The organism is Streptomyces sp. CB01201 (genome assembly GCF_002803085.1).
Classification (GTDB): Bacteria; Actinomycetota; Actinomycetes; order Streptomycetales; family Streptomycetaceae; genus Streptomyces; species Streptomyces hundungensis.
This window is the reverse complement of the sequence record NZ_NNBJ01000006.1, coordinates 295,840-317,826: the sequence shown is the minus strand read 5'-3', so window position 1 is coordinate 317,826 and position 21,987 is coordinate 295,840. Positions and strand designations below refer to the sequence as shown.

The 21,987-nt window shown below is 68.4% G+C and carries 29 protein-coding genes and 2 tRNA genes; 18 read left to right on the top strand and 13 right to left on the bottom strand.

Features of this window, described 5'->3' with window-relative positions; translation table 11 throughout:
• Positions 1-4: 4 nt before the first annotated feature.
• The 11 genes from CG740_RS15600 to CG740_RS39655 form a co-directional block, all read right to left on the bottom strand.
• Positions 5-682 (bottom strand): DUF2637 domain-containing protein, encoded by a 678-nt coding sequence (locus CG740_RS15600; protein WP_100575725.1) that lies wholly within the window; start codon positions 680-682, stop codon positions 5-7.
• A complete protein-coding gene (locus CG740_RS39660; RefSeq protein WP_159030304.1) occupies positions 682-852 on the bottom strand; it encodes a hypothetical protein in 171 nt (56 codons plus the stop codon). The genes CG740_RS15600 and CG740_RS39660 overlap by 1 nt, the downstream gene beginning before the upstream one ends.
• Positions 853-922: 70 nt before the next feature.
• The gene (locus tag CG740_RS40345) at positions 923-1,093 is read right to left on the bottom strand and encodes a hypothetical protein (protein WP_199846457.1); all 171 of its coding nucleotides are present in this window, start codon (positions 1,091-1,093) and stop codon (positions 923-925) included.
• 2 nt (positions 1,094-1,095) lie between these two features.
• The gene (locus CG740_RS15595; RefSeq protein WP_100575724.1) at positions 1,096-1,287 is read right to left on the bottom strand and encodes a hypothetical protein; all 192 of its coding nucleotides are present in this window, start codon (positions 1,285-1,287) and stop codon (positions 1,096-1,098) included.
• A gap of 93 nt (positions 1,288-1,380) precedes the next feature.
• On the bottom strand, positions 1,381-2,721 hold the full coding sequence (locus CG740_RS15590; RefSeq protein WP_100575723.1) for an FtsK/SpoIIIE domain-containing protein: 1,341 nt from the start codon (positions 2,719-2,721) through the stop codon (positions 1,381-1,383).
• Positions 2,722-2,723: 2 nt separating this feature from the next.
• Complete coding sequence (locus CG740_RS15585; RefSeq protein ID WP_100575722.1) at positions 2,724-3,053, bottom strand: SCO3933 family regulatory protein; 330 nt, start codon at positions 3,051-3,053, stop codon at positions 2,724-2,726.
• Between the two features lie 159 nt (positions 3,054-3,212).
• Positions 3,213-3,983 (bottom strand): GntR family transcriptional regulator, encoded by a 771-nt coding sequence (locus tag CG740_RS15580; RefSeq protein WP_100575721.1) that lies wholly within the window; start codon positions 3,981-3,983, stop codon positions 3,213-3,215.
• A 55-nt stretch (positions 3,984-4,038) separates the two neighbouring features.
• Entirely contained in the window at positions 4,039-4,458 is a 420-nt protein-coding gene (locus CG740_RS15575) for a TIGR03668 family PPOX class F420-dependent oxidoreductase (RefSeq protein WP_100575720.1), read from the bottom strand.
• Positions 4,459-4,485: 27 nt separating this feature from the next.
• Entirely contained in the window at positions 4,486-5,346 is an 861-nt protein-coding gene (locus tag CG740_RS15570; protein WP_100575719.1) for a nuclease-related domain-containing protein, read from the bottom strand.
• 548 nt (positions 5,347-5,894) lie between these two features.
• Positions 5,895-5,969 (bottom strand) — tRNA-Trp (locus CG740_RS15565).
• 162 nt (positions 5,970-6,131) lie between these two features.
• Positions 6,132-6,216: transfer RNA gene (locus CG740_RS39655), tRNA-Ser, on the bottom strand.
• 190 nt (positions 6,217-6,406) lie between these two features.
• On the opposite strand from CG740_RS39655, the gene CG740_RS15560 reads away from it, so the two are divergent.
• A complete protein-coding gene (locus tag CG740_RS15560; RefSeq protein ID WP_100575810.1) occupies positions 6,407-6,853 on the top strand; it encodes a winged helix-turn-helix domain-containing protein in 447 nt (148 codons plus the stop codon).
• 11 nt (positions 6,854-6,864) lie between these two features.
• Positions 6,865-7,434, top strand: coding sequence for an HD domain-containing protein (locus tag CG740_RS15555; RefSeq protein WP_199846456.1), 570 nt, complete (start codon positions 6,865-6,867; stop codon positions 7,432-7,434).
• On the opposite strand, the gene CG740_RS15550 is transcribed toward CG740_RS15555, so the two are convergent.
• Positions 7,422-7,895, bottom strand: a complete 474-nt coding sequence (locus tag CG740_RS15550) for an NUDIX hydrolase (RefSeq protein WP_100575717.1) — start codon at positions 7,893-7,895, stop codon at positions 7,422-7,424. The two genes, CG740_RS15555 and CG740_RS15550, sit on opposite strands and share 13 nt — an antisense overlap.
• Entirely contained in the window at positions 7,892-8,662 is a 771-nt protein-coding gene (locus tag CG740_RS15545; protein ID WP_100575809.1) for an XRE family transcriptional regulator, read from the bottom strand. The genes CG740_RS15550 and CG740_RS15545 overlap by 4 nt, the downstream gene beginning before the upstream one ends.
• Before the next feature lie 856 nt (positions 8,663-9,518).
• Here CG740_RS15545 and CG740_RS40340 point away from each other — a divergent pair.
• From CG740_RS40340 to CG740_RS15470, 16 genes are all read left to right on the top strand, one after another.
• Positions 9,519-9,689, top strand: a complete 171-nt coding sequence (locus tag CG740_RS40340) for a hypothetical protein (protein WP_199846455.1) — start codon at positions 9,519-9,521, stop codon at positions 9,687-9,689.
• Positions 9,690-9,781: 92 nt separating this feature from the next.
• A complete protein-coding gene (locus CG740_RS15540; protein WP_100575716.1) occupies positions 9,782-10,048 on the top strand; it encodes a DUF6284 family protein in 267 nt (88 codons plus the stop codon).
• Positions 10,049-10,059: 11 nt separating this feature from the next.
• Positions 10,060-10,389 carry a hypothetical protein gene (locus tag CG740_RS15535; RefSeq protein ID WP_234376270.1) on the top strand — a complete coding sequence of 110 codons (330 nt, stop codon included), beginning with the start codon at positions 10,060-10,062 and terminating at the stop codon, positions 10,387-10,389.
• Positions 10,386-11,297, top strand: a complete 912-nt coding sequence (locus tag CG740_RS15530; RefSeq protein WP_100575714.1) for a DUF2637 domain-containing protein — start codon at positions 10,386-10,388, stop codon at positions 11,295-11,297. The genes CG740_RS15535 and CG740_RS15530 overlap by 4 nt, the downstream gene beginning before the upstream one ends.
• Positions 11,298-11,305: 8 nt before the next feature.
• Positions 11,306-11,617 (top strand): hypothetical protein, encoded by a 312-nt coding sequence (locus CG740_RS15525; protein ID WP_234376269.1) that lies wholly within the window; start codon positions 11,306-11,308, stop codon positions 11,615-11,617.
• Positions 11,618-11,634: 17 nt separating this feature from the next.
• Positions 11,635-11,958, top strand: a complete 324-nt coding sequence (locus CG740_RS15520) for a hypothetical protein (RefSeq protein WP_100575712.1) — start codon at positions 11,635-11,637, stop codon at positions 11,956-11,958.
• A gap of 43 nt (positions 11,959-12,001) precedes the next feature.
• A complete protein-coding gene (locus tag CG740_RS15515; protein WP_100575711.1) occupies positions 12,002-12,253 on the top strand; it encodes a hypothetical protein in 252 nt (83 codons plus the stop codon).
• 98 nt (positions 12,254-12,351) lie between these two features.
• Positions 12,352-13,980, top strand: coding sequence for a hypothetical protein (locus CG740_RS40335; protein WP_199846454.1), 1,629 nt, complete (start codon positions 12,352-12,354; stop codon positions 13,978-13,980).
• A 1-nt stretch (position 13,981) separates the two neighbouring features.
• Complete coding sequence (locus CG740_RS15505) at positions 13,982-16,075, top strand: hypothetical protein (RefSeq protein WP_234376268.1); 2,094 nt, start codon at positions 13,982-13,984, stop codon at positions 16,073-16,075.
• 213 nt (positions 16,076-16,288) lie between these two features.
• The gene (locus CG740_RS15500; protein WP_100575710.1) at positions 16,289-16,480 is read left to right on the top strand and encodes a hypothetical protein; all 192 of its coding nucleotides are present in this window, start codon (positions 16,289-16,291) and stop codon (positions 16,478-16,480) included.
• A gap of 24 nt (positions 16,481-16,504) precedes the next feature.
• Positions 16,505-16,990 carry a hypothetical protein gene (locus CG740_RS15495; RefSeq protein ID WP_100575709.1) on the top strand — a complete coding sequence of 162 codons (486 nt, stop codon included), beginning with the start codon at positions 16,505-16,507 and terminating at the stop codon, positions 16,988-16,990.
• A gap of 10 nt (positions 16,991-17,000) precedes the next feature.
• Entirely contained in the window at positions 17,001-17,459 is a 459-nt protein-coding gene (gene ssb, locus CG740_RS15490) for a single-stranded DNA-binding protein (protein WP_100575708.1), read from the top strand.
• Positions 17,460-17,547: 88 nt separating this feature from the next.
• Entirely contained in the window at positions 17,548-18,429 is an 882-nt protein-coding gene (locus CG740_RS15485; protein ID WP_100575707.1) for a bifunctional DNA primase/polymerase, read from the top strand.
• A gap of 206 nt (positions 18,430-18,635) precedes the next feature.
• The gene (locus CG740_RS15480; RefSeq protein WP_100575706.1) at positions 18,636-19,967 is read left to right on the top strand and encodes a DNA primase family protein; all 1,332 of its coding nucleotides are present in this window, start codon (positions 18,636-18,638) and stop codon (positions 19,965-19,967) included.
• A 258-nt stretch (positions 19,968-20,225) separates the two neighbouring features.
• The gene (locus CG740_RS15475; protein WP_100575705.1) at positions 20,226-20,414 is read left to right on the top strand and encodes a helix-turn-helix transcriptional regulator; all 189 of its coding nucleotides are present in this window, start codon (positions 20,226-20,228) and stop codon (positions 20,412-20,414) included.
• A 59-nt stretch (positions 20,415-20,473) separates the two neighbouring features.
• Positions 20,474-21,883, top strand: coding sequence for a tyrosine-type recombinase/integrase (locus CG740_RS15470; protein WP_100575704.1), 1,410 nt, complete (start codon positions 20,474-20,476; stop codon positions 21,881-21,883).
• Positions 21,884-21,987 lie beyond the last annotated feature (104 nt).

Below are 21,987 nucleotides of genomic sequence, written 5' to 3'. Positions count from 1 at the left end.
CTGATCAGGCGAGTTGGAGTTGCGTGGCGATCGCATCGGCCATCGGAGCGGGCAGTCCCAGCCGGGCGCGCAAAGCGTCACGGTCGATCGGGTCACCGGTCGTGGCCTCGTGCGTGTCGGCGATCTTCTGGGCGTGCGCGAGCAGAGCGGGCGGAACAGCCGGGGCGTCCGCTGCCGGCGGGGATGCGGAAGGCAGCTCAGGAGCGGCGGTCGGAGCGGGCTCCGGTTCGTCGTCGCGTTGCAACTCGACTTCCTGCGTCGGCAGTTCCTCTGCCGGTTGCGGAGCGTCCGGGACGATGCCCGGGGCTTCGGTGGGGCTATGGACGAGGAGAGTTCCGCCGAGGAAGGCGAGGGCGGGCCAGCCGGCGACCAGGATGCGGAGCCAGATCGGCACGGCATTCAGGTCGAGGAGCCCGGCGGTCGCGATGTTCGCCCCGAGCGAGGCGATCAGCGCAGTCCCGAACCACGACCAGGCGGCCCGGGCTGCGTGATGGTCGGCGCGCAAGGTGCGAATACGGTGCCAGGCGGCGACCAGCAGCAGATCCACGCTGATCGGGTAGGCCCAGGCTTTCCAGCCGTCCTGTCCGGCCGCCGCAGCGATGTCGTGCAGGTGGGCGAAGGACAGGGCCCCGGCGATCACGGCCTGTACGAGGACAGCATCCGGGCGGATCTTGCGGCTCATCATCGCCACCCGACATTGGTGAACGTCTTCTCTTCGAAGTGGTGCGAGCCGACGATCAGGTGCGCGACGTAGTCCTTCACGTCGTCTCGAACGTCGCGCCGGTCCAAGCCGTAGTCGAAGGCCCAGGCTTCGGCGTCCACGTCCATCGTGATCGTGATCCGTACCTTCATGACATGCCCTCCTTTTGGCGGCCGGGGCCGGGCGGGGAAGTGTTCTCCGGCCGCCCGGTCCCAGCGGGTTTCAGTCGGTCGGGGCTTCGCCGGTACCGAGGCAGGTCAGGCACAAGGCCTCCTGCCGGTCATCGCTGATGCGCTTCTTGCGACCGCCGACCTGGAAGGACTCCAGGACCTGACCGGTCTGGCAGTCCGGGCACTTCACGGGCGCGGGGGCCGGCTTCTTGCGCGGGGCCATGGTCACCACTCCCGGCGGGGGTACTCGGGGCTCTCGCCGGCGCCGGGCGACGGGACGTCGCGGGGCAGGGAGGCGGCCAGCGACGGGCCCACGACCTTGATGAACTCCTGGTCAGCACCCGGCCGGTGGGCGTACAGGGCCAGGTCGCAGAGCATCAGGACCGTGCGGTGGAAGTCCTTACGCGAGTCACTCACGAGGTGTTCTCCTTCGAGGCAGGCCCGGTTTCGGGCATGGAGCGGGTAGGGACCTGGCGTGAGGCGGCCACGCCGACCGTGCTGCGGGGTGGATCAGGGAATGGCCGGGGCCGTAGTCGGCATCGGCGGAATGTTCGACACCGGTACCGGGGCGATGGCCGGGCGGAACGGGTCCAGCGCCGAGATCTCGGGGATCAGGTGCGCGAACTCCCGGCAGGTCGCCACGGTTTCGGCTTCGCTGATGTGCGGGGTGCGGATGCGGGACCAGCCACCGGACGAATCGGCAGCGACAGCCTGCCCGGGACGATCAGCCGGGATCAGGCAAGCAGCCGGCACCGCCTCGGGAGCGATGTCACTCAAGCCCATTTCGGCGGTCTGCTTGTCGTTGACGCGGTGCACGACACGGCCGGTGAGTTGGGCCCGGAGCATCGTGGCGCCCTTGCCCAATTCGGAGCCGAAGCGCTGACCGCAGATCTCCAGGTAGATGCCGCCGGCGCGGGCGAGTTGAGCCAGGCGGATCAGGCCGGTGACGATCCGCTCGCGGCGTTCCTCATCCTTCTTCGAGGAGATCAGGAACAGTTCCGCGATCTCATCGACCAGGACCACGATCGGAGAGGGGCGGACCTTGTCCGGCAGGCCCCACACGTCCGAGACACCGAACGCGGCGAGCAGCGCGAAGCGGTCTTCCAGCTCCGCCACCAGCACATCGATCAGCGATGCGGCATCATTCGGGTTCGTGGCCAGCGCCGACAGACGCGACGCGTACCGAGACTGCTCGACCCCGCGCTTGCAGTCGATCCCGACCAGCGCGACTGGCAGTTGAGCCAGACCCTTGATCAGGTTGCGCTGATACACGGACTTCCCGGACTGGTTCGAGCCGAGCGTAAGTGCCATCGGGACCTTGCGGTAATCCCGCTCGTAGACCGTTCCGTCATCGCGCAGCGCGACCGGCACCACCAGACCGTGCGGGGCCGACTTCTTCGGCATCCGGACCCGACGCAGTACGTCGTAGCCGGTCATGCGCAGCTCGACATAGCCGGGCTTCGACGGGATCACGTGCACCGCGTGGACACCCCAGGCGTGGCGGAGGCGTTCGGAGGCGGCGGCGATGTCGGCAGGCTCCAGACCGGCCGGAAGCCTCAGCGTGACCCGAAGGCCAGTCGACGTGCCCCGCACCCGGCGGATCTTCGGCGGGACCGGCTGCACCTCGCTGCGGGCCACGTTGCGGGCCATGAACGCCCGAAGCCCGGACGGCTGAACCGTCAGGCCACACACGTCCATCGTCGCCCGGTACTGCACCGTGAACCGGCCCCACGTCGCCGGCAGACCTACCGTCGCCCAGTACAGGCGAGGAGCCCGAACCTTCGCGACACCCAGACCACCGACGCCGGCTAAGGCGCCAGCCCCCTCCAGCCACAGCGACAGATCCGACACGATCAGACCCCTGCCGTGATCGCGATCGCACGGAACGAGATGCCGTGGCGCTTCTGCCCGTTGAACTCGTTCTCCCAGTCCCGCGCCTTGAGGCCGGTGACCTTGACCGGGATGCCAGGCGCGAGCCCCTCCTGGTATCCGGTCTCCGGGATCGTCACCTGGTAGAGGCTCCCCTCTCCCTCGTCCGAGACCAGCAGGCCCACCGTCGACAGCGGCGCCCCGGTCTCCCGGTCCATCGCGCGCTCCCCTGTCTTCACGTTGGCGAGCTTCGGCGTCGGGGCAGTCGCCACGAAGACCACAGCGGTCGAAAGGTCGATCTTGAAGGACGGCATGAAGCAACTCCCATGCGGAGGTGAGGGAACCGAGGTCCCTCACGTGCGACCAGCTTGCATATCCAAGCTGTGTCATCACCGTAGGGCGCCCAACTTGGATATGCAAGTGGGTAGTTGAAAAAAGGGGACCCGAAGGTCCCCTTCACTCAGTGCAGTTGATCAGGGAATGTCGATGACGTACCTGAAGACATGCCTGTCACACGGCACCCGTGAGTCGAGTACTTCCACCTTCCGACCTGCGGAAGTGTGGGCCGTGCGGAGCACTCGTGCCAGGGGCACCCCTGGGGGGATCCTGAGCGAGTCCGTCTCCGACGGGGTCGGCATCCGAATCTCCAGGTCCTCCACGAACTGCGTGATGCGCTGCTTGATCGACCCCTCTGGATCCTCGATCACCCGGCTGACCCCGCCACGAATCTTCCGATTCTGCGTGACCTCGGTGCCGGCGAACAGGTCGGCCGGGTAGTACCCGTCAACGAGCTGCATAGGTTCGTCGTTCACGAAGAACGCACGGCGCCGAAGGATCACTTCGGTTCCCTCTGCGACCTCAAGTCGTGACGCGACGTCGGCCGGGGCGGAGACCGTCTCGACAGACAGAATGCGCTGCTCGGGGCGCAGCCCTTGAGCGGCAGCTTCGGCATTGAAGTTGCTTACGCCCGTGTCCCGGCGCTGACGGAAGTTGGCGCCCGTGGTGAGCATCTGCACGTTCGGTCGCGGCCGTACGAAGACGCCCCGACCTTGTTCGCTGATCAGCAGACCATCGGCTTTGAGTAGTGCCAGCGCTTTTCGGACCGTCACCCGGGTGGTGGCGTACTGATCTTTGAGTTCGTTCTCTGACTTGAGCTTCTCGCCAGCGCGCAGCTTGCCCGACAGGATCAGTGCGCGCAGTTCATCGGCGATCTTCCTGTACGGAGGAAGATCCTTCTCGGCCATCTAGGTCACCTCAGCTTGGCTATGCAAGCCAGCTTACGGGTCACACGGATGCCCGTCACCCGGCGAAGCCCCATCCTGTCCAGGCCTCGACGTGGATAGCGACAACGGGCCCGGTCGGCGGTGTCTCGACGTACTGGGGATACTTCCGTTGCAGCAGCTCGACAGCCCTCTCCCGGAGGCCATCGTCCTCCCAGATCTCAGCTGTCCCATCCGCTCGCGCCCACCACAATGCCGCCCAGTCGTCCGCGTAGTGATCGGCGATGACCGAGACCACTGGGTTCTCCGAGATGTTCCGGAGCCGACGCAGGTTGGTCGATCGCTTCGGCTTGTGGTCGATGGCGAAGTAGATCGTGTCCCCGTCGACAGCGAACGTGACCGGCACGACGTGCGGGACGCCGGCCGCGTCAGCAGTCGCCAGGCGAGCGACAGGGGATTCGGTGAAGCGCTCTCGGGCGTCAATGTCAGAGAGGTTCATGAGGTCAACGTACCCAGTCGTCAGGGGCTATCCCTGAAGCACATCCGGCCAGTTCCGCCGGTCGCGCGCCACGGCGTAGATGTGCTCCACCTGCTCCGGGCGGAGCACACCGGAGAGTGGACCAAACGCCGCGAGGTCCCGCTCACAGAGCGCTCGTACGCCGGTCAGAGGTGACGCCTTGTCCAATCGCGCAGGTCTCACGAAGACCAGCAGAGGCTTGACCACGACGGGATACCCACAGCCGCGTTCCAAGATCCGCGCGACACGGACGGCTTCGCTGCGGCTCTTCCGGACGTACGGGTGGGACTCCCCGTGATTGATCTTCACCATGTCGTTTCCCACCCAGACGTCCATACCCGAGTGGTTCTTGGTGTTGATCGTGAAGACGCCGGCGGGCCCAATGAGGAGATGGTCGATGTCCTGCATCGGCGAGATCATTAGTGAGTGCAGGGAGTACCACCCGTGCCGGGAAAGACGTTTGAGTTCTCGCCCAACGATGAGTTCGCCCGCTCGTCCTCGTCGCCACGAGTCCGCCGGTGTAGGCCGCCGAAGTGACCATGCCAGGGCACGACCGAACAGCCCCGGCGAATGCTTCTTCACCTGCGAGAGGAGGGAGGACCCGGGGGCGACCCGGGCAAGGTCATATTGAGGTGGAGGCACTGGAACAGGCGAGGGTGACGGACTTGCCGCAGCGGATGGCGAGGCGGTCGATGGACGCGTTAGGTGGGGCGTCAAGGCTTCTAGCGCAGCCTCACGAAGTTCGGGCACCTTGATCTCGATGTGCCCTGTCTTTCGATCGAACCACGCTATGGCGGTGCCATCCGGCCTGTTGACGTAGAGCCGATCGTGACCGTGCGCTTTCCACGCCGAAACCCGCAGTTCGCCCATGCCCCGCCCCCGGTCACCAGGTCTTGTTTCCCCAAGGGAACAGCCGTCACCCTCGGCGCGCAAGGCCGCCCAACTGGCCACAGGCAGTGAGCTGTTACAGGTTTCTCTACCTCATCAAGCCCCGGCTGCGCTCCGCTCCGCCGGGCGCGCTTCCCGGCTCCGCTGCGGGCGCCGCTCCTGCCTTCGGCCCGCTCCGCCCACGCTGCGCCGACGCGCGCCCACATGTGGATAGGGCCGAGGCCATGAGTCGAGTACCGCAGGCAGGCCACCGGTTAAGACGATGCCTCCGGCGGGGGATCGGCCGACTCCGGGATGGAGGGGGCGCCGTTGCCGAGTGCCGGCCGAATGTGGCGTGCGTGGTGGGCTCCCATCCCGTCCACCGTCGACCCAGGCAGAGCCGAGCAGACGCGGCCCATGGCGTCCAGGTCGTTCGTACAGTGGCGCGCTCCACCTGGACGCCATGAACCACGCCCGCTCCACAGACGTGTGGGTCGACGGCGGACGGGATGGGAGCTGGGGAGCGTGGTGGGTTGGGCCAGGTGGGAAGGCAGAACCGGCCGGATTCGAACCGGCGTCCTCGCGATTTTGGAGACCGCGCGCGACTACCTCTGCGCTACAGCTCCGCCCCGTCTGCCATCCTACGGACTTCTACTGCTGCCACAGGGCCCGTGCCCCTCCCGTGCCCGATCGACCGGGAACTGACGGGGAACCACGGAGTCCGGCGGACAACGCGCACGAGAGCGGCCCCCGACCGATTCACCAGGTCAGGGGCCGTTCATCTGCGGTGGGTGTGGGATTTGAACCCACGGTGACATCGCTGCCACGACGGTTTTCAAGACCGGCGAGCGGACCGATCGTATGTGCTGGTCAGAGGTCATCTCGCCCCCCTTCTAAGGCTCCCTGGCCCACACATGGCCCACAACATCCGAAACGCATGGATCCGCGAGCGGAGATGTATGGACGGAAGCAGGGAACCGAACCGACACCAGGCACTGCTGTCGCCCCCGGTGACCATGGCACCCTGGGCAACGAGGAACGGAGCACAGTGAAGGGAGCCGAAGTGTCGGAGGCCAGTCCGCGCGGAACGTACTTGGTCATCTCGGAGGCACTGCGGAACGGGATCGAAGAGGGTGAGATCACCGGTCCCCTGCCATCCGAGGCTGACCTCATGCGCTCGCACGGTGTCGCCCGTAACACGATCCGTCGCGCACTCAAGGTTCTCGAAGCAGACGGGACCATTGAGTCCGCGCCAGGGGTTGGGTGGCGTGTCCCCCGCGAGGGGGATCGACGCTCTCTCGCTGACCGGATGGCCGACTTGATCGCTGAGGACGCGCTCGCGATTGGCGACGCGTACCCGTCCGAAGCCAAGCTCTGTGCGCGGTTCGACGTATCGCGCACGGCGGTGCGCCGCGTGCTCGCCAACATGGAGGGGACCGGATTGCTCGCCACCGTGCACGGCAAGGGGCGCACTGTACGCGCCCTCCCGACGACCGCTGGCGGGTCGTAGCCTTGGCCGCCATGGGACTAAAAGAGTGGGCGTATTCAACCTCTGAGGCACTGCTGGCCGAGCCGCTGCCGCGAAGGTGGGCGCACTCTCTAGGGGTGGCTAAGTGTGCTCGTGCGCTAGGGCCGATCCTGGGGGACGAAGCCGAGCTCCTGGAAGCGGCGGCAGTGTTGCACGACATCGGCTATTCGCCGCGCATCGCTACCACCGGCTTTCATCCACTGGACGGGGCGCGCTTCCTTCGTGACCAGGAAGGAGCCGACGAACGGGTCGTGCGACTCGTGGCCCACCACTCCTGCGCCCTCCTGGAGGCTGAGGAGCGAGGGATCCGGCATGAGCTTGAGAGTGAGTTCGAGCTGGAGCACCCCGGCCTGGTGGACGCGCTGGTGTTCTGCGACATGACGACCACGCCGGACGGGGGCCAGACCACGCCGGCCGATCGGGTTGGTGAGATCGTGCAGCGCTACGGTCCCGAGACGATCGTTGGCCGTTTCATCCAACGGGCGGCGCCTGAGATCTACGCCGCCGCCGGAAGGGTGGAGAGTCGCCTAGCCGCGGCCGCTGCTGGACTTCAGCCGATGTAGGGCTGCTGCCGAGAGTCGTCCAGGCCGTGCCGAATGCGCAACCGCATCGACGGATGGATGTTCAGGTCTCCGAGGTCCGCTGGGTCAACCCAGCGGACCTCTTTCGACTCGCTGCTGGTGCGCAGAGCCCCGCCGATCGGGTGCGCCCGGAAGCAGATCGAGAACTGTTGCCGCACTTCTCCGTCGTCGTACGCCAAGACGTGCTCAGGGTTGGTGTAGAGCCCCACAACGCTGTCAATCTCGACGGTTATCCCGGTCTCTTCCAGAACCTCCCGAACGACCGTGTCGCTGATGCTCTCACCGATGTCATGGCCGCCGCCTGGGAGTGCCCATAGGTCGTTGTCCGTCTTGTGGATAATCAGAAGCCGTCCGTCATCGTCGCGGACGACTGCCGTGACCGACGGCACGACAGAGTTGGCGGTGGGGGCGTTCGGGTCGCGAAAATAGTCGATTCGACTCACGCGTGCAATCCTCCACAATCGGCGGGTGACGAGATGGGCCTGGCCGACTCCCAGACCCGTTCAACGCTCTCAGCGTACGCATCGAACAGCTCGCCCCCTGGGACGCGTTGGAGGTGCAAGACGGGGGCCATGTAAGCCCCGACCCCGTAAAGGTGGCCGTTCGCCAGCATCTCCGCATCGGCCCGGTAGATCGAGTTGTAAAGCGTCGTGCTGTGCAGCCGGAACTCGACTCCGGGGAGCCCGAAGAGCGAGCCGTAATTGATGAGGGCGTTTCGAATCTTGGAGGCCATTGCAGGGCCGATGCCTTCGTCTTCACCTCGCACGGCTACGGCGGGACTGTCCGGATCACCGAGCATGAAACGGATGCGGACGCCGGCCGCTGACTTTTCCTTGACGACTCTGTGAAACGCGGAATCCTCGGTGAGCCAGAAGCCCGAGTAGACGAGAACGTCGAAGTGTTCACGCGCTTGCGCGTAGAGCTGGGGCCACAACCTGTTCGGCACAACTGACCTGTGTGGATACAGCTTGATCAGCTCAGCGTTTCCCGCTTCGGCGACCTCTTCTGATGTCCGTTCCTCCGGCCACAGGTAAGACACTTCACATTGCAGGAGCGAGGCAGCGGCGTACTGGAAGCGCCGGTAGGGCTTGCGCTTCGGGTCACCGATCCAGCGCTCAACCGTCTTCGCCGAAACCCCTAATCGCGCGCCCACCTGATCGAGCGTCATGCCGCTCTCAACGATCGCGCCGCGAAGCCTCTCGTTCGCCACGTCGAACTCCCCCCGGACTGGGACGACTTGGGACGACTTCAAGGTAGCCAAGTCGTGCACAGGTCGTACAGGTGTGGGGTCGATCGTCCTCGCAGCTGAAGTCAAGCTGGAAGCACAACGGGAGCGAGGGACTCGCAGAACCCAAGGGTCGAAGGGCTTGACGGGGCGAACTCATCACTCCATGATGAGGAACACGTAATACATGTTCCTCATGGCGCCAACGCCTGACTGGACGCTTGATGAACGCGCTTGACCTGCAAGAACGCCCGGAGAGGCCCGTATCAGGCGGATCCCCTCGAAGGAAGCGACGGCGTTGCTTGAGAACTCAACAGTGAGACATCTGGCGGGGTGTGATTCCCCGTCTCCGCAACGGCCCGGGTGATGGCCGCCGGCGGCCACTTCGCGGCAGGACGAACCTGTCCTGTCCTGCGTGTCAGCTCTGGAGAAACGCCCTTGGGGATCATGCCTCCACCCCTGGAGGACATCCTTTCGGGCGCCACCTGATGCGCGCCGCCCTGCTGGCGTCAGAGCAGTGACGATGACGCACCCGACTTTCCCGGCTCGGGGCCGGTACTCCGCAGCAACGGATTACCGGCGAAGCCGTATCCGCCCTCTCTCAGGGAGCCGGCGTGAACCAACGACAACTGGGGGCGCTGCCGTGGACGACCGGCACGGTGGCGCCGTTCCACCCCTGGTTCGTGAGCGCGATCGAGCGCCGCGGCCAACCGGTCGCCTTCTACCGATTCGCGGTCGATAGCGCCGCGCCGGTTGCCTCCTCTGCCCGTCCGGCCCATGCGGTCGTACGGGCGGGGCTGAGGGGAGCCGGAGAGTGTCCGGCCCCGGAATGGGGTTTGTGATGGACAAGAAGCTCGCCGCGGCGATCCAGCGTGACAACGAGCTGGAAGACGCCGGCATGCACGGCGACGACCGTAAGACCTGCTGGACCCACCAGTCGTGGGCCGAGGAGTGCGAGAACGACCCGGTGCACACGAACCCGAGCGTCGCGCACTACTACCGGCAGGCCTGACCTTCCACCCTTCCGAACGCAGTGCGGCCCCCGGTGCGCGAACACCAGGGGCCGCTGTTCGGGCCGTACCCACTGCTAGGGAGACACGACCCATGAACCACATTGTCACAGTTCAGGACGCTGTCCTCGCGTTCGATGCGGACATCGAGCCCACGGACGCGGAGCTGGACGCCATCGTCCGCGAGGAGCCGCTGTTTCTCGCGGAGCAGGAGCTGCTGGACGTGCAGATTGCCCTGCTGGACCGGCCCCTCACGCCGCTGGCGAAGCGCCGGCTGCGCCGGGCCGCGAACAAGGTGCTCGCCGCCCGCACGGAGATCGCCAACCGCGCCGCGGCAGTCCGGACGGGGGTGGCGGCATGAGGGCTACACGGATGGCCGATCTGTCCGCTGCGGTGCGGGCGCTCCAGTCGCTGGTGGCGGAGTTCCCGGAGCTGCCCGCCGGTGCGGTGAGCGTGACGGACATCTGGGATGACCGCCTGGAACTGGCGCTCCACAACGGCCTGGACGCGTTCGAGGCGTGGCGGGCGGCACTGGGCATCAGCCCCACGGCGGTGGTGCTGCGCACGCAGGGCGCCGCGCGGACCTGGTGCCTGCACGGGGAGGCAGCTTATGCCGGTGCGACCGTGCGGCTGGTGGCCTATGCGCCGGTCCAGGCCGGGCTTCTTGCCCATGAGGAAGCGGCGTCGGGGGTGGCGGCATGACGACTGCCGCTCGGGCCGTTGACGCCCGGTCGACGGGCGTCAACGCCCCGTCGACGCCCGTCAAGGTGGAGCGTTCGATCACGGTGGTTGCTGGGGTGCTGACGGTGCTGCTGACGGCCGCGGCGTTCTGGCTTTCCTACGAGCACTTGCAGGAAGTCGCTGCCCGTCACGGCATGGCAGAAGCCGTCGCCCGCTCGTGGGCATGGCCCGCCACGGTCGACCTGTTCATCGTGATCGGTGAACTCCTCATCCTGCGAGCATCGTTGGCCCACACGGTCGACTGGTGGGCGATCGGGCTGGTCATCGCCGGGGACGGCGGCTCCATCGCCCTGAACGTTGCCGGTGTCGGCGACAACGCCCGGCCCCTGGACTACGTAGTAGCCGCAGTTCCCCCGGTCGCTGCGCTGCTGGCGTTCGGTGCGCTCATGCGCCAGGTCCATGCCTATCTGGCCCGCCACACCCGGACTGCCGTCGACGCGCCGTTGACGGGCGTCGAAGTACCGTCGACGCCCGTCGGAACAACCGTCGACCGCATCCCGGCCGAAGCACCCCTCGTATCACCCCAGCGCGAAGTTGAGACGGGGACGCAGCGCGTTCTTACGGGGTCCGCCGACGACTCGTTGACGCCCGTCGCCCCGGCCCCGGTGCCCGTCGACGTGCGGTCGACGGCCGTCGACCTGTGCATGCCGGTGATCTACCCCAACCGTGTGGATCAACTGGTGCGCGCTCTGTACGGGACGGACTTCACGCAGCCGAGCACCACCCGGATGACCACGGCCATGACCGGCGTGGGTCTCGGTGCTTCGGAGTCCACCGCCCGCACGGCCCGCAGTCGGGTCAAGGCTCGTGAGCCGTACCTGGCCGACCTGCCCGTGATCCGCCCGGCGACTGAGGCGGTGACGGCATGAGTGAGCCGATGACCGCAGCGCACCTGTGGCTGCCCGTGATCCAAGCGGCTGGCTTTCGCTGCCAGTGCACCGGCCAGTGCGGCAACGCCCACACCAAAGGCCAGGGACGGTGTCTGCGCGAGCACGACCAGCACGCCAGCAAGCACCGCGGGCCCGTCCACCTGATCGCCGCACCCGCCGACCTGACCCTGTCGCCGCTGAAGGCCGCTCGGGTTCCGCTGGCCGGGCTGCGCGCGTGGTGTCCGGACTGCCACACCGCAGCCCGCCGCATCGCACAGCGCCAACCGGCCTCGGAACAGGCCGGACTCTTCGACCTCTGAGCCAAGGGAGAACGATCGTGCACAGCACCACCCAACACACCCTTGTCCGTCTGGCCACGACCGGCGTGATGCTGGCCGCCGGCGCGCTGGTCGAACTGCGCCTGATGCACGGCTACGGCGTCCCGGTCCTGCTCGCCCTGCCGTGCGGCCTGGCCGTCGGTCTCGGAGCCGGGCACCTGGTCGAAGCCTTGACGGCCCGGCTCGCCACCACCGTCTTCCACTGCCGCGCCGCGGGCTGCTCGTACAAGGTCCGCGTCACCCACGTCGACGCGGGCGAGCGGCGCCGCTGGCAGGAAGCCGCCGCATCCCACCCCGGACACGAACTCAACCCCCGCTACTGATCAGCACACCCCGAAGTCCCGCCCAATCGTGAGGAGTTCCGCCGTGACCAGCACGCCCGACCAGACGACAGCCGACCGCACGCCCGGGAAGACGCCTCAGGGTTCCCATCACTGGGTGATCACCCTGGAGTTGCCCGGCCGTGTGTCGGTCACCGCAACCAACACGTTCACCCCGCTGCCGGGATGGACACGCCACGACGTGTTCCAGGCCATCAAGCACGAAGTCGCCAAGGACTACCCGGCGCTCGCCGACGGGAGCGTCGTGTTCTTCTCCCTGGAGCCCAACCGGCTCTGACCTGCACGGTCCGCGCAGTTCAAGCGCAGGACCCGGACGCCTGCTTTGGACGGCTGCGCGTCCGGGTCCTGCTTACTCCGCGAAGGAGTGCACCCAGCATGACCGAGTTGAGCACCGAACCGGTAGCGGCCGAACCAGCCGCCACCACCGAGACCCCACCCACCCCCACACCGGCACCCGAGCCGCCAGCCGCCGCGGGCGTGGACATCGAGCACACCCCGGGCGGCTGGCCCATCGTCCCCCTGGCCCTCTCGGGGGCGAACACGACCGTGAGCGTGGTGGCCGCCGCGGGTATCGCGGGCGGTCCGATCGCCGCGGCGGTCGCTGCAACTGGCGCGGCTGTGCTGGGCACGGTCGCCTCCTACCGCAGCCGCAACCCCCGCCCCAAGCAGGCCGCGCGCCGCACTGCGGCCCGCACCGCCGCGCGCAACACCGCGACCCGGAATCGGGCCGGTGGCTTCAACACCGCTGGTCGCGGGCCCGGTTCGGCGGGGCGCCGCACGTCGGGAGGTTCGGGCCGCGTGCCCGGTCAGAAGCGCGGAAGCTCCGGCGCCGGTGGGATCGGGCGTTTCGGAGCGGGCAAGAACCGCGGCCCGGGCTCCCTGAACAAGACCACCGGGCTGAAGAACAGGCCCGGGGCGGCCGGTGGTGCGCTGCGGAAGGCGTCGCAGGTCCATGCGCTGCGGTCTGGGCATGGGGCGGCCGGCGGGTCGCGGGGCGAGAGGCGCGCGCAGACCACCGCCGCCCGCCGGGCGATCGCGGATGCCCGCCGCAACACCCCCAAGCCCAACGCCCGCCACACCAGCGGAAACAACCGCCCCGGAGCGGGTACTTCGCGTGGTCGGGGCGGCGGTCCGGCGGGCCGGATGCTGAGCGGCGCGGGCCGGAAAGCGCGCGCTGTGCGGGATGCGGCGATCGCGAAGCACCGGGCCCGCCGCGACGCCAACACCGGAAAGGCCCTGGCCGGGCAGCGTTCCGCTGTCCGCAAGGCACCGGCTCGCCAGGCAGCCAGGAAGGCACTGCGCCGCTCGGCCGCCCGCTTCCAGGGCCGCCGCATCCTCGCGGCCCTCCTGTCCCTGCCCCTGGGCCTGTTGGGATGCCTGACCAGCCCACTTGGCCGGAAACTCGGCCTGCCCTGGCTCATCCACCCCGGGCGGCGCCTGTACCGGCGGATCACCGGGGCTGCGCGTGACCAGCGAGCCGCGCGCGATGCCGCTATCCGCGAAGACCTGGCAGACGCCGAGGACGCGGCCGACAAGCAAGCCGCCGCCAACGACAACGCCGAAGAGATCGTGGACTGGGCGGAGCGCCCGGACCACCTGACTCCCGTTCCCGAAGCACCCGTTTCTGTGGAGGACCGCATGTCCGAGTTCCTGCCCGGCCAGTCCGGGTTCCGGTTCGAGGAAGTAGCCGAAGAGATGTACCAGGCCGCCGGCTCCTACGACCCGGAAGGCTGCATGGAGATCCTCTCCATGGTCATCGGCCTGCCCTGGGCGCTGATGGCAGTGGCCAACACCTTCCAGAAGCTGGCCGAGCGCTCCGACTCCGAATTCCCCCTGGAGAAGGAGGTGGCCGAGGGGTTTACCGGCGTGTTCCAGGCGCTGATGAAGGCCGTGGAAGAGGCCGAGGAACTGGTCCCGACGTTCAAGCGCGTCCACGAGCAGGACATCGCCCGCCACGAAGACCCCCGCAACGGGCCGGAAGCCGAGAAGGGCTGGAACGTCTGACATGAGCGCCACCACTGCCAACAACAAGCAGGCGGGCAGTGGCCCGGTGCTGGACTGGAGCGCCGGTCACGGACCCGTGACCGGCGCCCTGTCCGCCACCACCGGAGCCCTCGCCATCGCCACCACCGGCGCCGCCACCGGCATGCCGCCCGCCTGGGCCCTCGTGGTCGGAGCCGCGGGCGCACTCGGCCACACCGTCGCTGGACTGAAGGTCCGCAACGCGGGCCGCACCCTCGCCTTCAAAGCCTCTGCCTGGCTGGTCGGCGCCGGGTGGACCACGTGGGCCATGGCATCGGGCCCGCTGTCGTGGGCGGCGCTCGGCTCGCTCGCCACCATCGGCGTGGGGATCGGAGCCGGCGCCCGCTCGACCGCCCTCTACGAAGAGGCACGCGAGGACGAAGCGATTGCCGCGGCCGAGCGGCAGATCGCGTTGGAGCTGTCGGCGGAGCGCCGGGCGATCGCTGCCGAGTGGGTCGACCGTATTCAGCGGGTCTGCGGGATCACGCTGCGGGTGGTCGGGGTCGAAATGTGGGCCACGGGTACCGGCTTCACCCTGGACGGCGAACTCCCGGCCGGCGGCACCACCTACCACCGCATCGCAGCGGACGCGGCCAAGCTCAGCGCGGACGCCCGGCTTCCGCACGGCTGCACCGCCACCGCGCTGCCCGGCATCGACCAGGGCCGCGTCCTGATCGACGTCACCACCGCCAACGTCCTGGCCACAGAGCTGCCCTACCCCGCCGAATACGGCCCGCTGTCGGTCCACACCGGCATCCCATGGGGGTACCGCACCAACGCGGAGGAGATCGTTGCGTTCCTGCGCGAGCAATGCGCGCTCGCGGTCGGCCCGACCGGGTCCGGGAAGACCAACCTCGTACACGTCATCCTGGCCGGGTTCGCCCGCGCGACAGACATCCTGACCTTCGTGATCGACCTGAACGCCGGATCCGCCGGCCTGCGCTGGGTTCTGCCCGCTCTCAACGGCCAGGGCCCGACAGGGATGCGGCCCGGGATTGACTGGCTGGCCGGGGACTACGAAGAGGCCGACCGGATGCTCACCGCGGTGCTGCGCATCGGCAAACACCGCAAGGTCGCCTACCAGGACCTCATGGCCCGCGCGAACACCGATCTCCTGCCGATCAGCCCGGAGATTCCGCAGATCATGCTGGTCATCGACGAGGGTGCGGAGATCCTGGCCAGCAACGACAAGGCCATGCGCAAGCTCGCCGCGAAGATCATGGAAGTGATCCGGATGCTCCGCTCCATGGGCATCCGCACCGTCCTCACGGCGCTGGGCGCCACCGGGTCGGTGGTCGGCAACCTGATCATCCGCCGGGAGGCCAAGGTCCGCGTCGCGTTGACCGGCGGTGAGCTGGAAGGCATGGACCTGAGCAAGCAGTTCCCGGGCAGCCGCGGACTGAAGCCCGAACAGGCCCCCTACAAGGGCTCGGGGTTCATGGGCACACCGGAATCCCCGGCCGCGCCGTTCAAGACGTGGCGGATCCTGCCGCACCAGATCGCCGACATCGTCGCCGCCACCTCGGAGCGGCATCCGGTGCTGGACGGGCCGTCCGCCAAAGCGGCAGGCCCGGACTACGCCCGCCGCTGGGACCAGGCCCGCATCGCCTGGATGCGCGACACCCCCGCCGACGATGCCCAACCCGGTGCCACCCCGGCCGCGGCCGGACAGACACCGGGACGCAGCCGGGGCGGGCTGAACCTGTCCGCGCTGCGCGGCCAGGAGTGGCAGGACGCGGACGCGTCGATCACGCAGCGATTCGACGAGATGATCAGTGCCGCGTTCGGGCCCGAGCCGGCGGAACCGGCCCCTGCCGAAGCGTCACAGGACCGGCCGGGCCTGAACCTGTCCGCGCTGCGCGCACAGGACGGCACCGGGCCCGACTGGCTTCCCGAAGCCATCGAGGCGATCAACGCGACGGGCGCGGCAGGCATGAAGCCGTCCGCCGTCGCCGACCTCGTGGGCCGCAGCCGCCAGGCCGTCCGCGACGCGCTCAAAGCAGCGGCCGAGCGCGGTGAGCTGGTCTACCGGGACAACGGACCGCACTCCGTCTACGTCCATCCCGATCACGCCTGACAGCTCACTGAGCGCTACTGGCTAGTGGCTAGTGACAACTCGCCACTAGCCAGTAGAACGCGCCCCTACTGGCCACCAGGGGCCCCTACGTGGGTGTTTGCCGGTAGCCAGTAGCCACTAGGCAGTAGCCAGTACGACCACACACCGTCACCAACACCCGGCGGGCAGCACCCTGCGCCACGCCGCCCGCCAGCCTGCCCCGGGGAGTTCTTCATGGCCGTCACGCTGTCCGCCGTCGCTCTCTTCGGCTTGCTCACCTTCGTGTTCCTGCGCGACCGCGCGGTCGGCCCGATGGTCGCAGTGGTGCTGTTCCTGTTCGGGTTCTTCACCGCCGCGACCGGCGCCGCCGGACCCATCCGCTCGATGTGCGAAGCGATAGCAACCGCCCTCAACCACGTTGCCTGAGCGTCTTGTTGAAGGAGCCATGTCGTGCCCTATGACCCTGCGTACGAGATCACCACCAAAGCCCTTCACCCCGACCCGCTCGCCTACCAGCCGATGCCCGCGCGGGCCGTGATGCTGCCGCAGGAGATTCCGCCCGGGGTCCAGCTCGTGACCCTGCCCGGCGGACAGCGCGCACTCGCCTACGTCCAGCCCCCCGCCCACACCCCGCCGCCCGCACCCGCCGCGGCGCAGCCGGTACCGGCGTGGGCCAAAACCACCGCCCTGCTCGCCCCCACCGTCGGCTTCGGCATCGCCGCGGGCGGGATCGGGCTCTCCTACGCAGCCCCGGGACTGATCGCCATGAGCCACGCCCTGTGGGCGGCCGGCGCCTTCCTTGTCGCCGCCGTCATCGGCGTCCCCGCCTTGATCGGCGGCGCCCGCCGCCGTAGTGCGGGGCCCACCCAGATCACGCAGAACATCACCGCAACCGGCCTGTTCGGCCGCGCCAACGGCACCATCAACCACCACTGAGGAGCCCTCGATGTCGTTCGGAGAAACCCCCATCACCGTGATCGGCAACCTGACCGCCGACCCGGAACTCAAGTTCACCCCGTCCGGGGCCGCGCTCGCGAAGTTCACGATCGCCGCGACCCCGCGCACCTACGACAAGGACTCCGGGAAGTGGACGGACGGCACCGCCACTTTCTTCCGCTGCGCCGCCTGGCGCCAGCTCGCCGAGCACGTCGCGGGCAGCCTGACCAAGGGCTCGCGAGTGGTCGCCTTCGGGCGGATCCGTCAGCACAACTGGCAGACCCCGGCGGGCGAGAACCGGTCCATGCTCGCGCTGGAGATCGATGAGATCGGCGCGAGTCTGCGCTTCACCACCGTCGATATCGCCGCCAAGCGCCCCGCGGCTCCTGCCGGAAACGACGCCCCGGGCGACCCGTGGAGCGAGGGCGCTTCGGACGACTCGAAGTACAGCGAGAAGCCCCCGTTCTAGCTGCGCCAAGGGCGGCCCCCGCATCTCGCCAAAGAACCGGGGCCGCCCCTGCCAACCAGCACTCATCACAGAACTGGAGGAATCCAGCATGACCCAACCCACCCCTCCCGCGCGAGTGGCCCTCACGCTGGCCGCCGCCGGGGTACCTGTGCTGCCCCTGCGGCACGGCAAAGTGCCCGTCGGCAACTGCCCCGCCTGCACCCGCAACGCGTGCGGCGGACGGCCGAACATGAAGACCTCCGGGCCCTGCACCTGCCCGGCTCCCTGCCACGCATGGGCCGCCGCCACCACCGAGCCTTCCGTCCTCGCCTCACCCGCGTGGGCTTCGGCCTGGCGTGAGGCCGTCGGCGTGGGTTACCACCCGGGCGGCGCGCGGCTCACCGTCGTCGACCTCGACACCCCGGCCGCCGTCGCCTGGGCACAGCGCAACCTGCCCGCCACGAGGACCGTGCCCACCACCCGCGGCCAGCACTGGATCTACCGGGGCACAATGCCCTCCGGCAACGCCGTCCGCCCCGGCATCGACATCAAATCCCGCAGCCAGTACGCCCGTTGGCTCGGCCCCGGCACGGGACGCATGATCTTCCTGCCGTCCGCCGTCCGCGCCCTGTCGGCACGGGAAGAGGCCACCCCGCCCCCGGGCGAGGGGGTGGCCTCTTCCCCACGCGAGCGCTCCGCGTGGGACCGGACGGTGGCCACCGGATGCCGCCACACCGACGCCTACCTCCGCACCGGACTTGAACGCGGCCTGTCCAGGATCCGCGAGCACACCGAATCGGGCGCCGGCTCCCAGGCCTTCGGCGTCGCCCGCTTCCTCGCCGCACAACACACCGCCTGCCCCGGCCCCTGCGGCCTGGACATCCTCGCCGGGCACATCGTCGACGCGACAGTCGGCATGGGGGTCCCGGAGGACTACGCGGCCCGCGCCGTCACCAACGGCCTCAGCGAAGGCAGCGGGCGGGCCGGATGACCCCCCACGAAACCCCAACGGGCCTGCACACCGCCGCCTGCGCCCCACCTGACCGCGAGACAGGCGGCCGAAAAGACGACGCCGAAGGCGTCCTTTCAGCCCTTCCCCCCGAGCACGCCCCAAGCCCCGCCCCATTGCCCGACGCGCCTGGAAGCAGAGCGGCGGGCACGGCTGGGGAAGAGGAACTGCCCGCACCCTCCAACCCGATGGCCGTCGCCCGGCGTCTGCTGCCCGACTGGCAGACCGAGACCGGACGGCTCATCTACCGGCGCTGGCGCGCCTCATGGATGCGGTGGAACGGCACCTGCTGGCGCGAGATCGACGAAGACGAAGTACGCGCCGGCATGTACGAGCGACTGGAGCACGCGATCTTCCGGGCCCCCACCAAAGAGGGCGAGACCGAGGAACGCGACTGGGCACCCACCAAGCAGAAGATCAGCAACCTGTTGGACGCGCTCGGAGCCATCACCCTCCTGCCCGCCGACACCGACACCCCGACGTGGCTCAATGGCGAGCAGGATGACGGCCCGATCGTCGCCTGCGAGAACGGGCTCCTGCGCATCCGGGACCGGGCACTACTCCCGCACACCCCCGGGTTCTTCAACCTGGTGTCCGTCCCCTTCGCCTACGACCCGGACGCCACCGCCCCGGAATGGGACCGCTTCCTTGCCGACGTGTGGCCCGACGATCCCGACGCCATCACCGCAGTACAGGAATGGTTCGGCTACGTTCTGTCCGGCCGCACCGACCTCCAGAAGATCCTGCTCATGGTCGGACCCTCCCGATCCGGCAAAGGCACCATCGCCCGCATCCTCAAGGCCATGGTCGGCAAAGAGAATCTCGCCGGGCCGACCCTGGCCGGGCTCGGCTCGAACTTCGGGCTCTCCACCCTGGTCGGGAAGTCCCTGGCGCTGATCTCCGACGCCCGACTGTCCAGCCGGGACGGCGGACAGGTCGTCGAAAGGCTCCTCACGATCTCCGGTGAGGACACCATCGATATCGACCGAAAATACCGCCAGCCCTGGACCGGGAAGCTCCCCACCCGGCTCATGATCCTGTCCAACGAACTCCCGCACTTCGGGGACTCCTCCGGGGTCATCGCCAACCGGTTCGTCCTGCTCAGCATGCGGGTCTCCTGGCTCGGCAAAGAGGACCCAACCCTGTTGGACCGCCTGTTGGCGGAGCTGCCCGGGATCTTCAACTGGGCACTCGAAGGGCTCGCCCGGATTCAGCGCACCAACCGGATCACCGAGCCCGCTTCCAGTCGCGACGCGGTCACCACCATGCGCGACACCGCCTCACCCACCAGCGCGTTCGTCCGCGAACGCTGCACCACCGGCCCCGCCTGCGCCGTCCCCGTGGACGCTCTGTGGAACGTCTGGCGTGAGTGGGCGGAGGACAACGGCGTCAGTCACGGCACGAAGCAAGTCTTCGGCCGCAACCTGCTCTCCGTCGTACCCCAGCTCCATCGCAGCCGCCCCCGGGCCTCTTCGGGGGAGCGGACCGCAACGTACAGCGGCATCGCGCTCAGCAGTTGAGTCCACATTCCGTTGGGTCGCGGCCCATCGCGGCCCAACACCCCTGACCTGCGGCTTTCCATGCGCCTCCACGTGGTCCATCGCGACCCACGCCCGGAGTGGCCTGGGCCGCGATAGGCCGCCGAAACCCCGCACAAAACCGCAGGTCACAGCCTTGGGCCGCGATGGGCCGCGACCCACAGCATTGTGACGCCAACCACACTTGGATGCCGCTTCTCCCCTCCCCGAGCCTCATTCCCCTCGCATAGGAGCCAAGCCATGGCCCGCCCCAAGATGCTCAAGCTGCGCGAAGTGCTCGAAGAGATCGACATGAGCCGCGCCGCCTTCTACCGCATGCGTGCCCGCGGACAGGCGCCCCGCCTCCAGAAGCTCCCGAACGGTCAGCTCCGTGTCAGCCGAGCCGATTTGGACGAGTGGTGGGAGCGCTGCGGACAGCGCGCCGCGTAACCCATCCCTGCTATCCGAGGAGGGTCCGCCGGTCGGCGGGCCCTCTCTCATGGAGAGACATGCTCACGTATGACGTCGTCTTCTGGTCCATCCGCCGCCGCTCCGGACGCCCGAAACCCTGGGAGCTGCGTTGGAAAGTCGGGTCCGAGTCGCAGTCCAAGAGCTACCAGACGAAACCGCAAGCTGATGGGCGACGATCTCAGCTCATGGCTGCGCTGCGGGAAGGCCAGAGGTTTGACGAGGGAACCGGGCTCCCTGAGAAGGAGTTGGCCGCGCTCGCCATGCCGACCTGGTTCGAGCACGCCAAGGCGTACGCCCTGATGAAGTGGCCGGGTGCGGCGGCGAAGCACCGGGCAAGCATCGCCGAGTCGCTCGCCGTCGTCACGCCGGTCTTCGTGGTCACGCAGCAGGGACAGCCAGACCCCAAGGTTCTCCGGGCGGCTCTCTACCAATGGGCCTTTCGGGCGGTCGAGCCCAAGCCCGGTGAGTACGTACTGCGTTGCGATTCCGAGGAAGCCCCTACCGAGATCAGGGAGGCGCTCAACTGGATCGCGGCTCACTCCGTGAAGGTCATCGATGCCGCGAAGCCGGAACAGGTCCGCGCGGCCTACAACGCGCTGTCCAAGCTGCTGAGTGGCAAGAAGGCCGCGGAGAACACGGCTATCCGCAAGCGAATGGTCCTCAGCAACGCCTTTCGGTATGCAGTCGAGGAGCGTGCTCTGCTACCCCGCCACCCGTTCCTCGCGGTCGACTGGGCCGCGCCGACGACGTCGGACGAAGTGGATTTTCGGTACGTTCCAGGACCGCGTCTGGCCCGCAGCCTGTTAGCCGCTGTGACCGAGCAGGGCCCTCGCGGTGAGCACTTGGAGGCGTTCTACGGCGCGATCTACTACGTGGCCACGCGCCCCGCCGAAGCTGCGGCCCTCCGTGAGGAGGACTTCGTTTTGCCGCCTGAGGACAGGCCGAACGCCTGGGGCGAGGTTCTCGTTTCAGAAAGCCACCCTGAGGTCGGGGCAGGCTGGACGGACAGCGGTAAATCCCACGACACGCGGGGGCTGAAGCACCGGGCCAGGGACGCTGTGCGCTCCGTGCCGATCCCCCCGGTCTACGTACGGATGGTGCGCTCGCACGTCGCGCGGTACGGCACGGCCCCTGACGGTCGGCTGTTCCGTGCGGCCGGCGGCGGGCGGGTCCGGTCGACGGAGTACTGCGAGGTCTGGGGCGAGGCGCGCGAAGCCGTACTCAGCCCCAAAGAGGCCCTGTCGAAGTTGGCGGACGTCCCGTACAGCCTCCGCCATGCCGCCGTATCGCTGTGGATCAAGCAGGGCGTCGATCCGGCAGAGGTGGCGTACCGGGCGGGCCACAGCATCGCCGTGCTGTACCGCTTCTACGCCAAGATCCTGAAGGGGGCTTCGGACCACGCCAACCAGTTGATTCAGGCGGGCCTGGAAGCCGAGGACGGGGGCTGACTCTGGCCCGCGTATGGCCCACACGCACTGGTCAGAGGCGGTACACCCCCGCTGCGAGGTGAGACAGGGTGAGCAGAAAGGGCGGGCCCCGGAGTCCGGAGCCC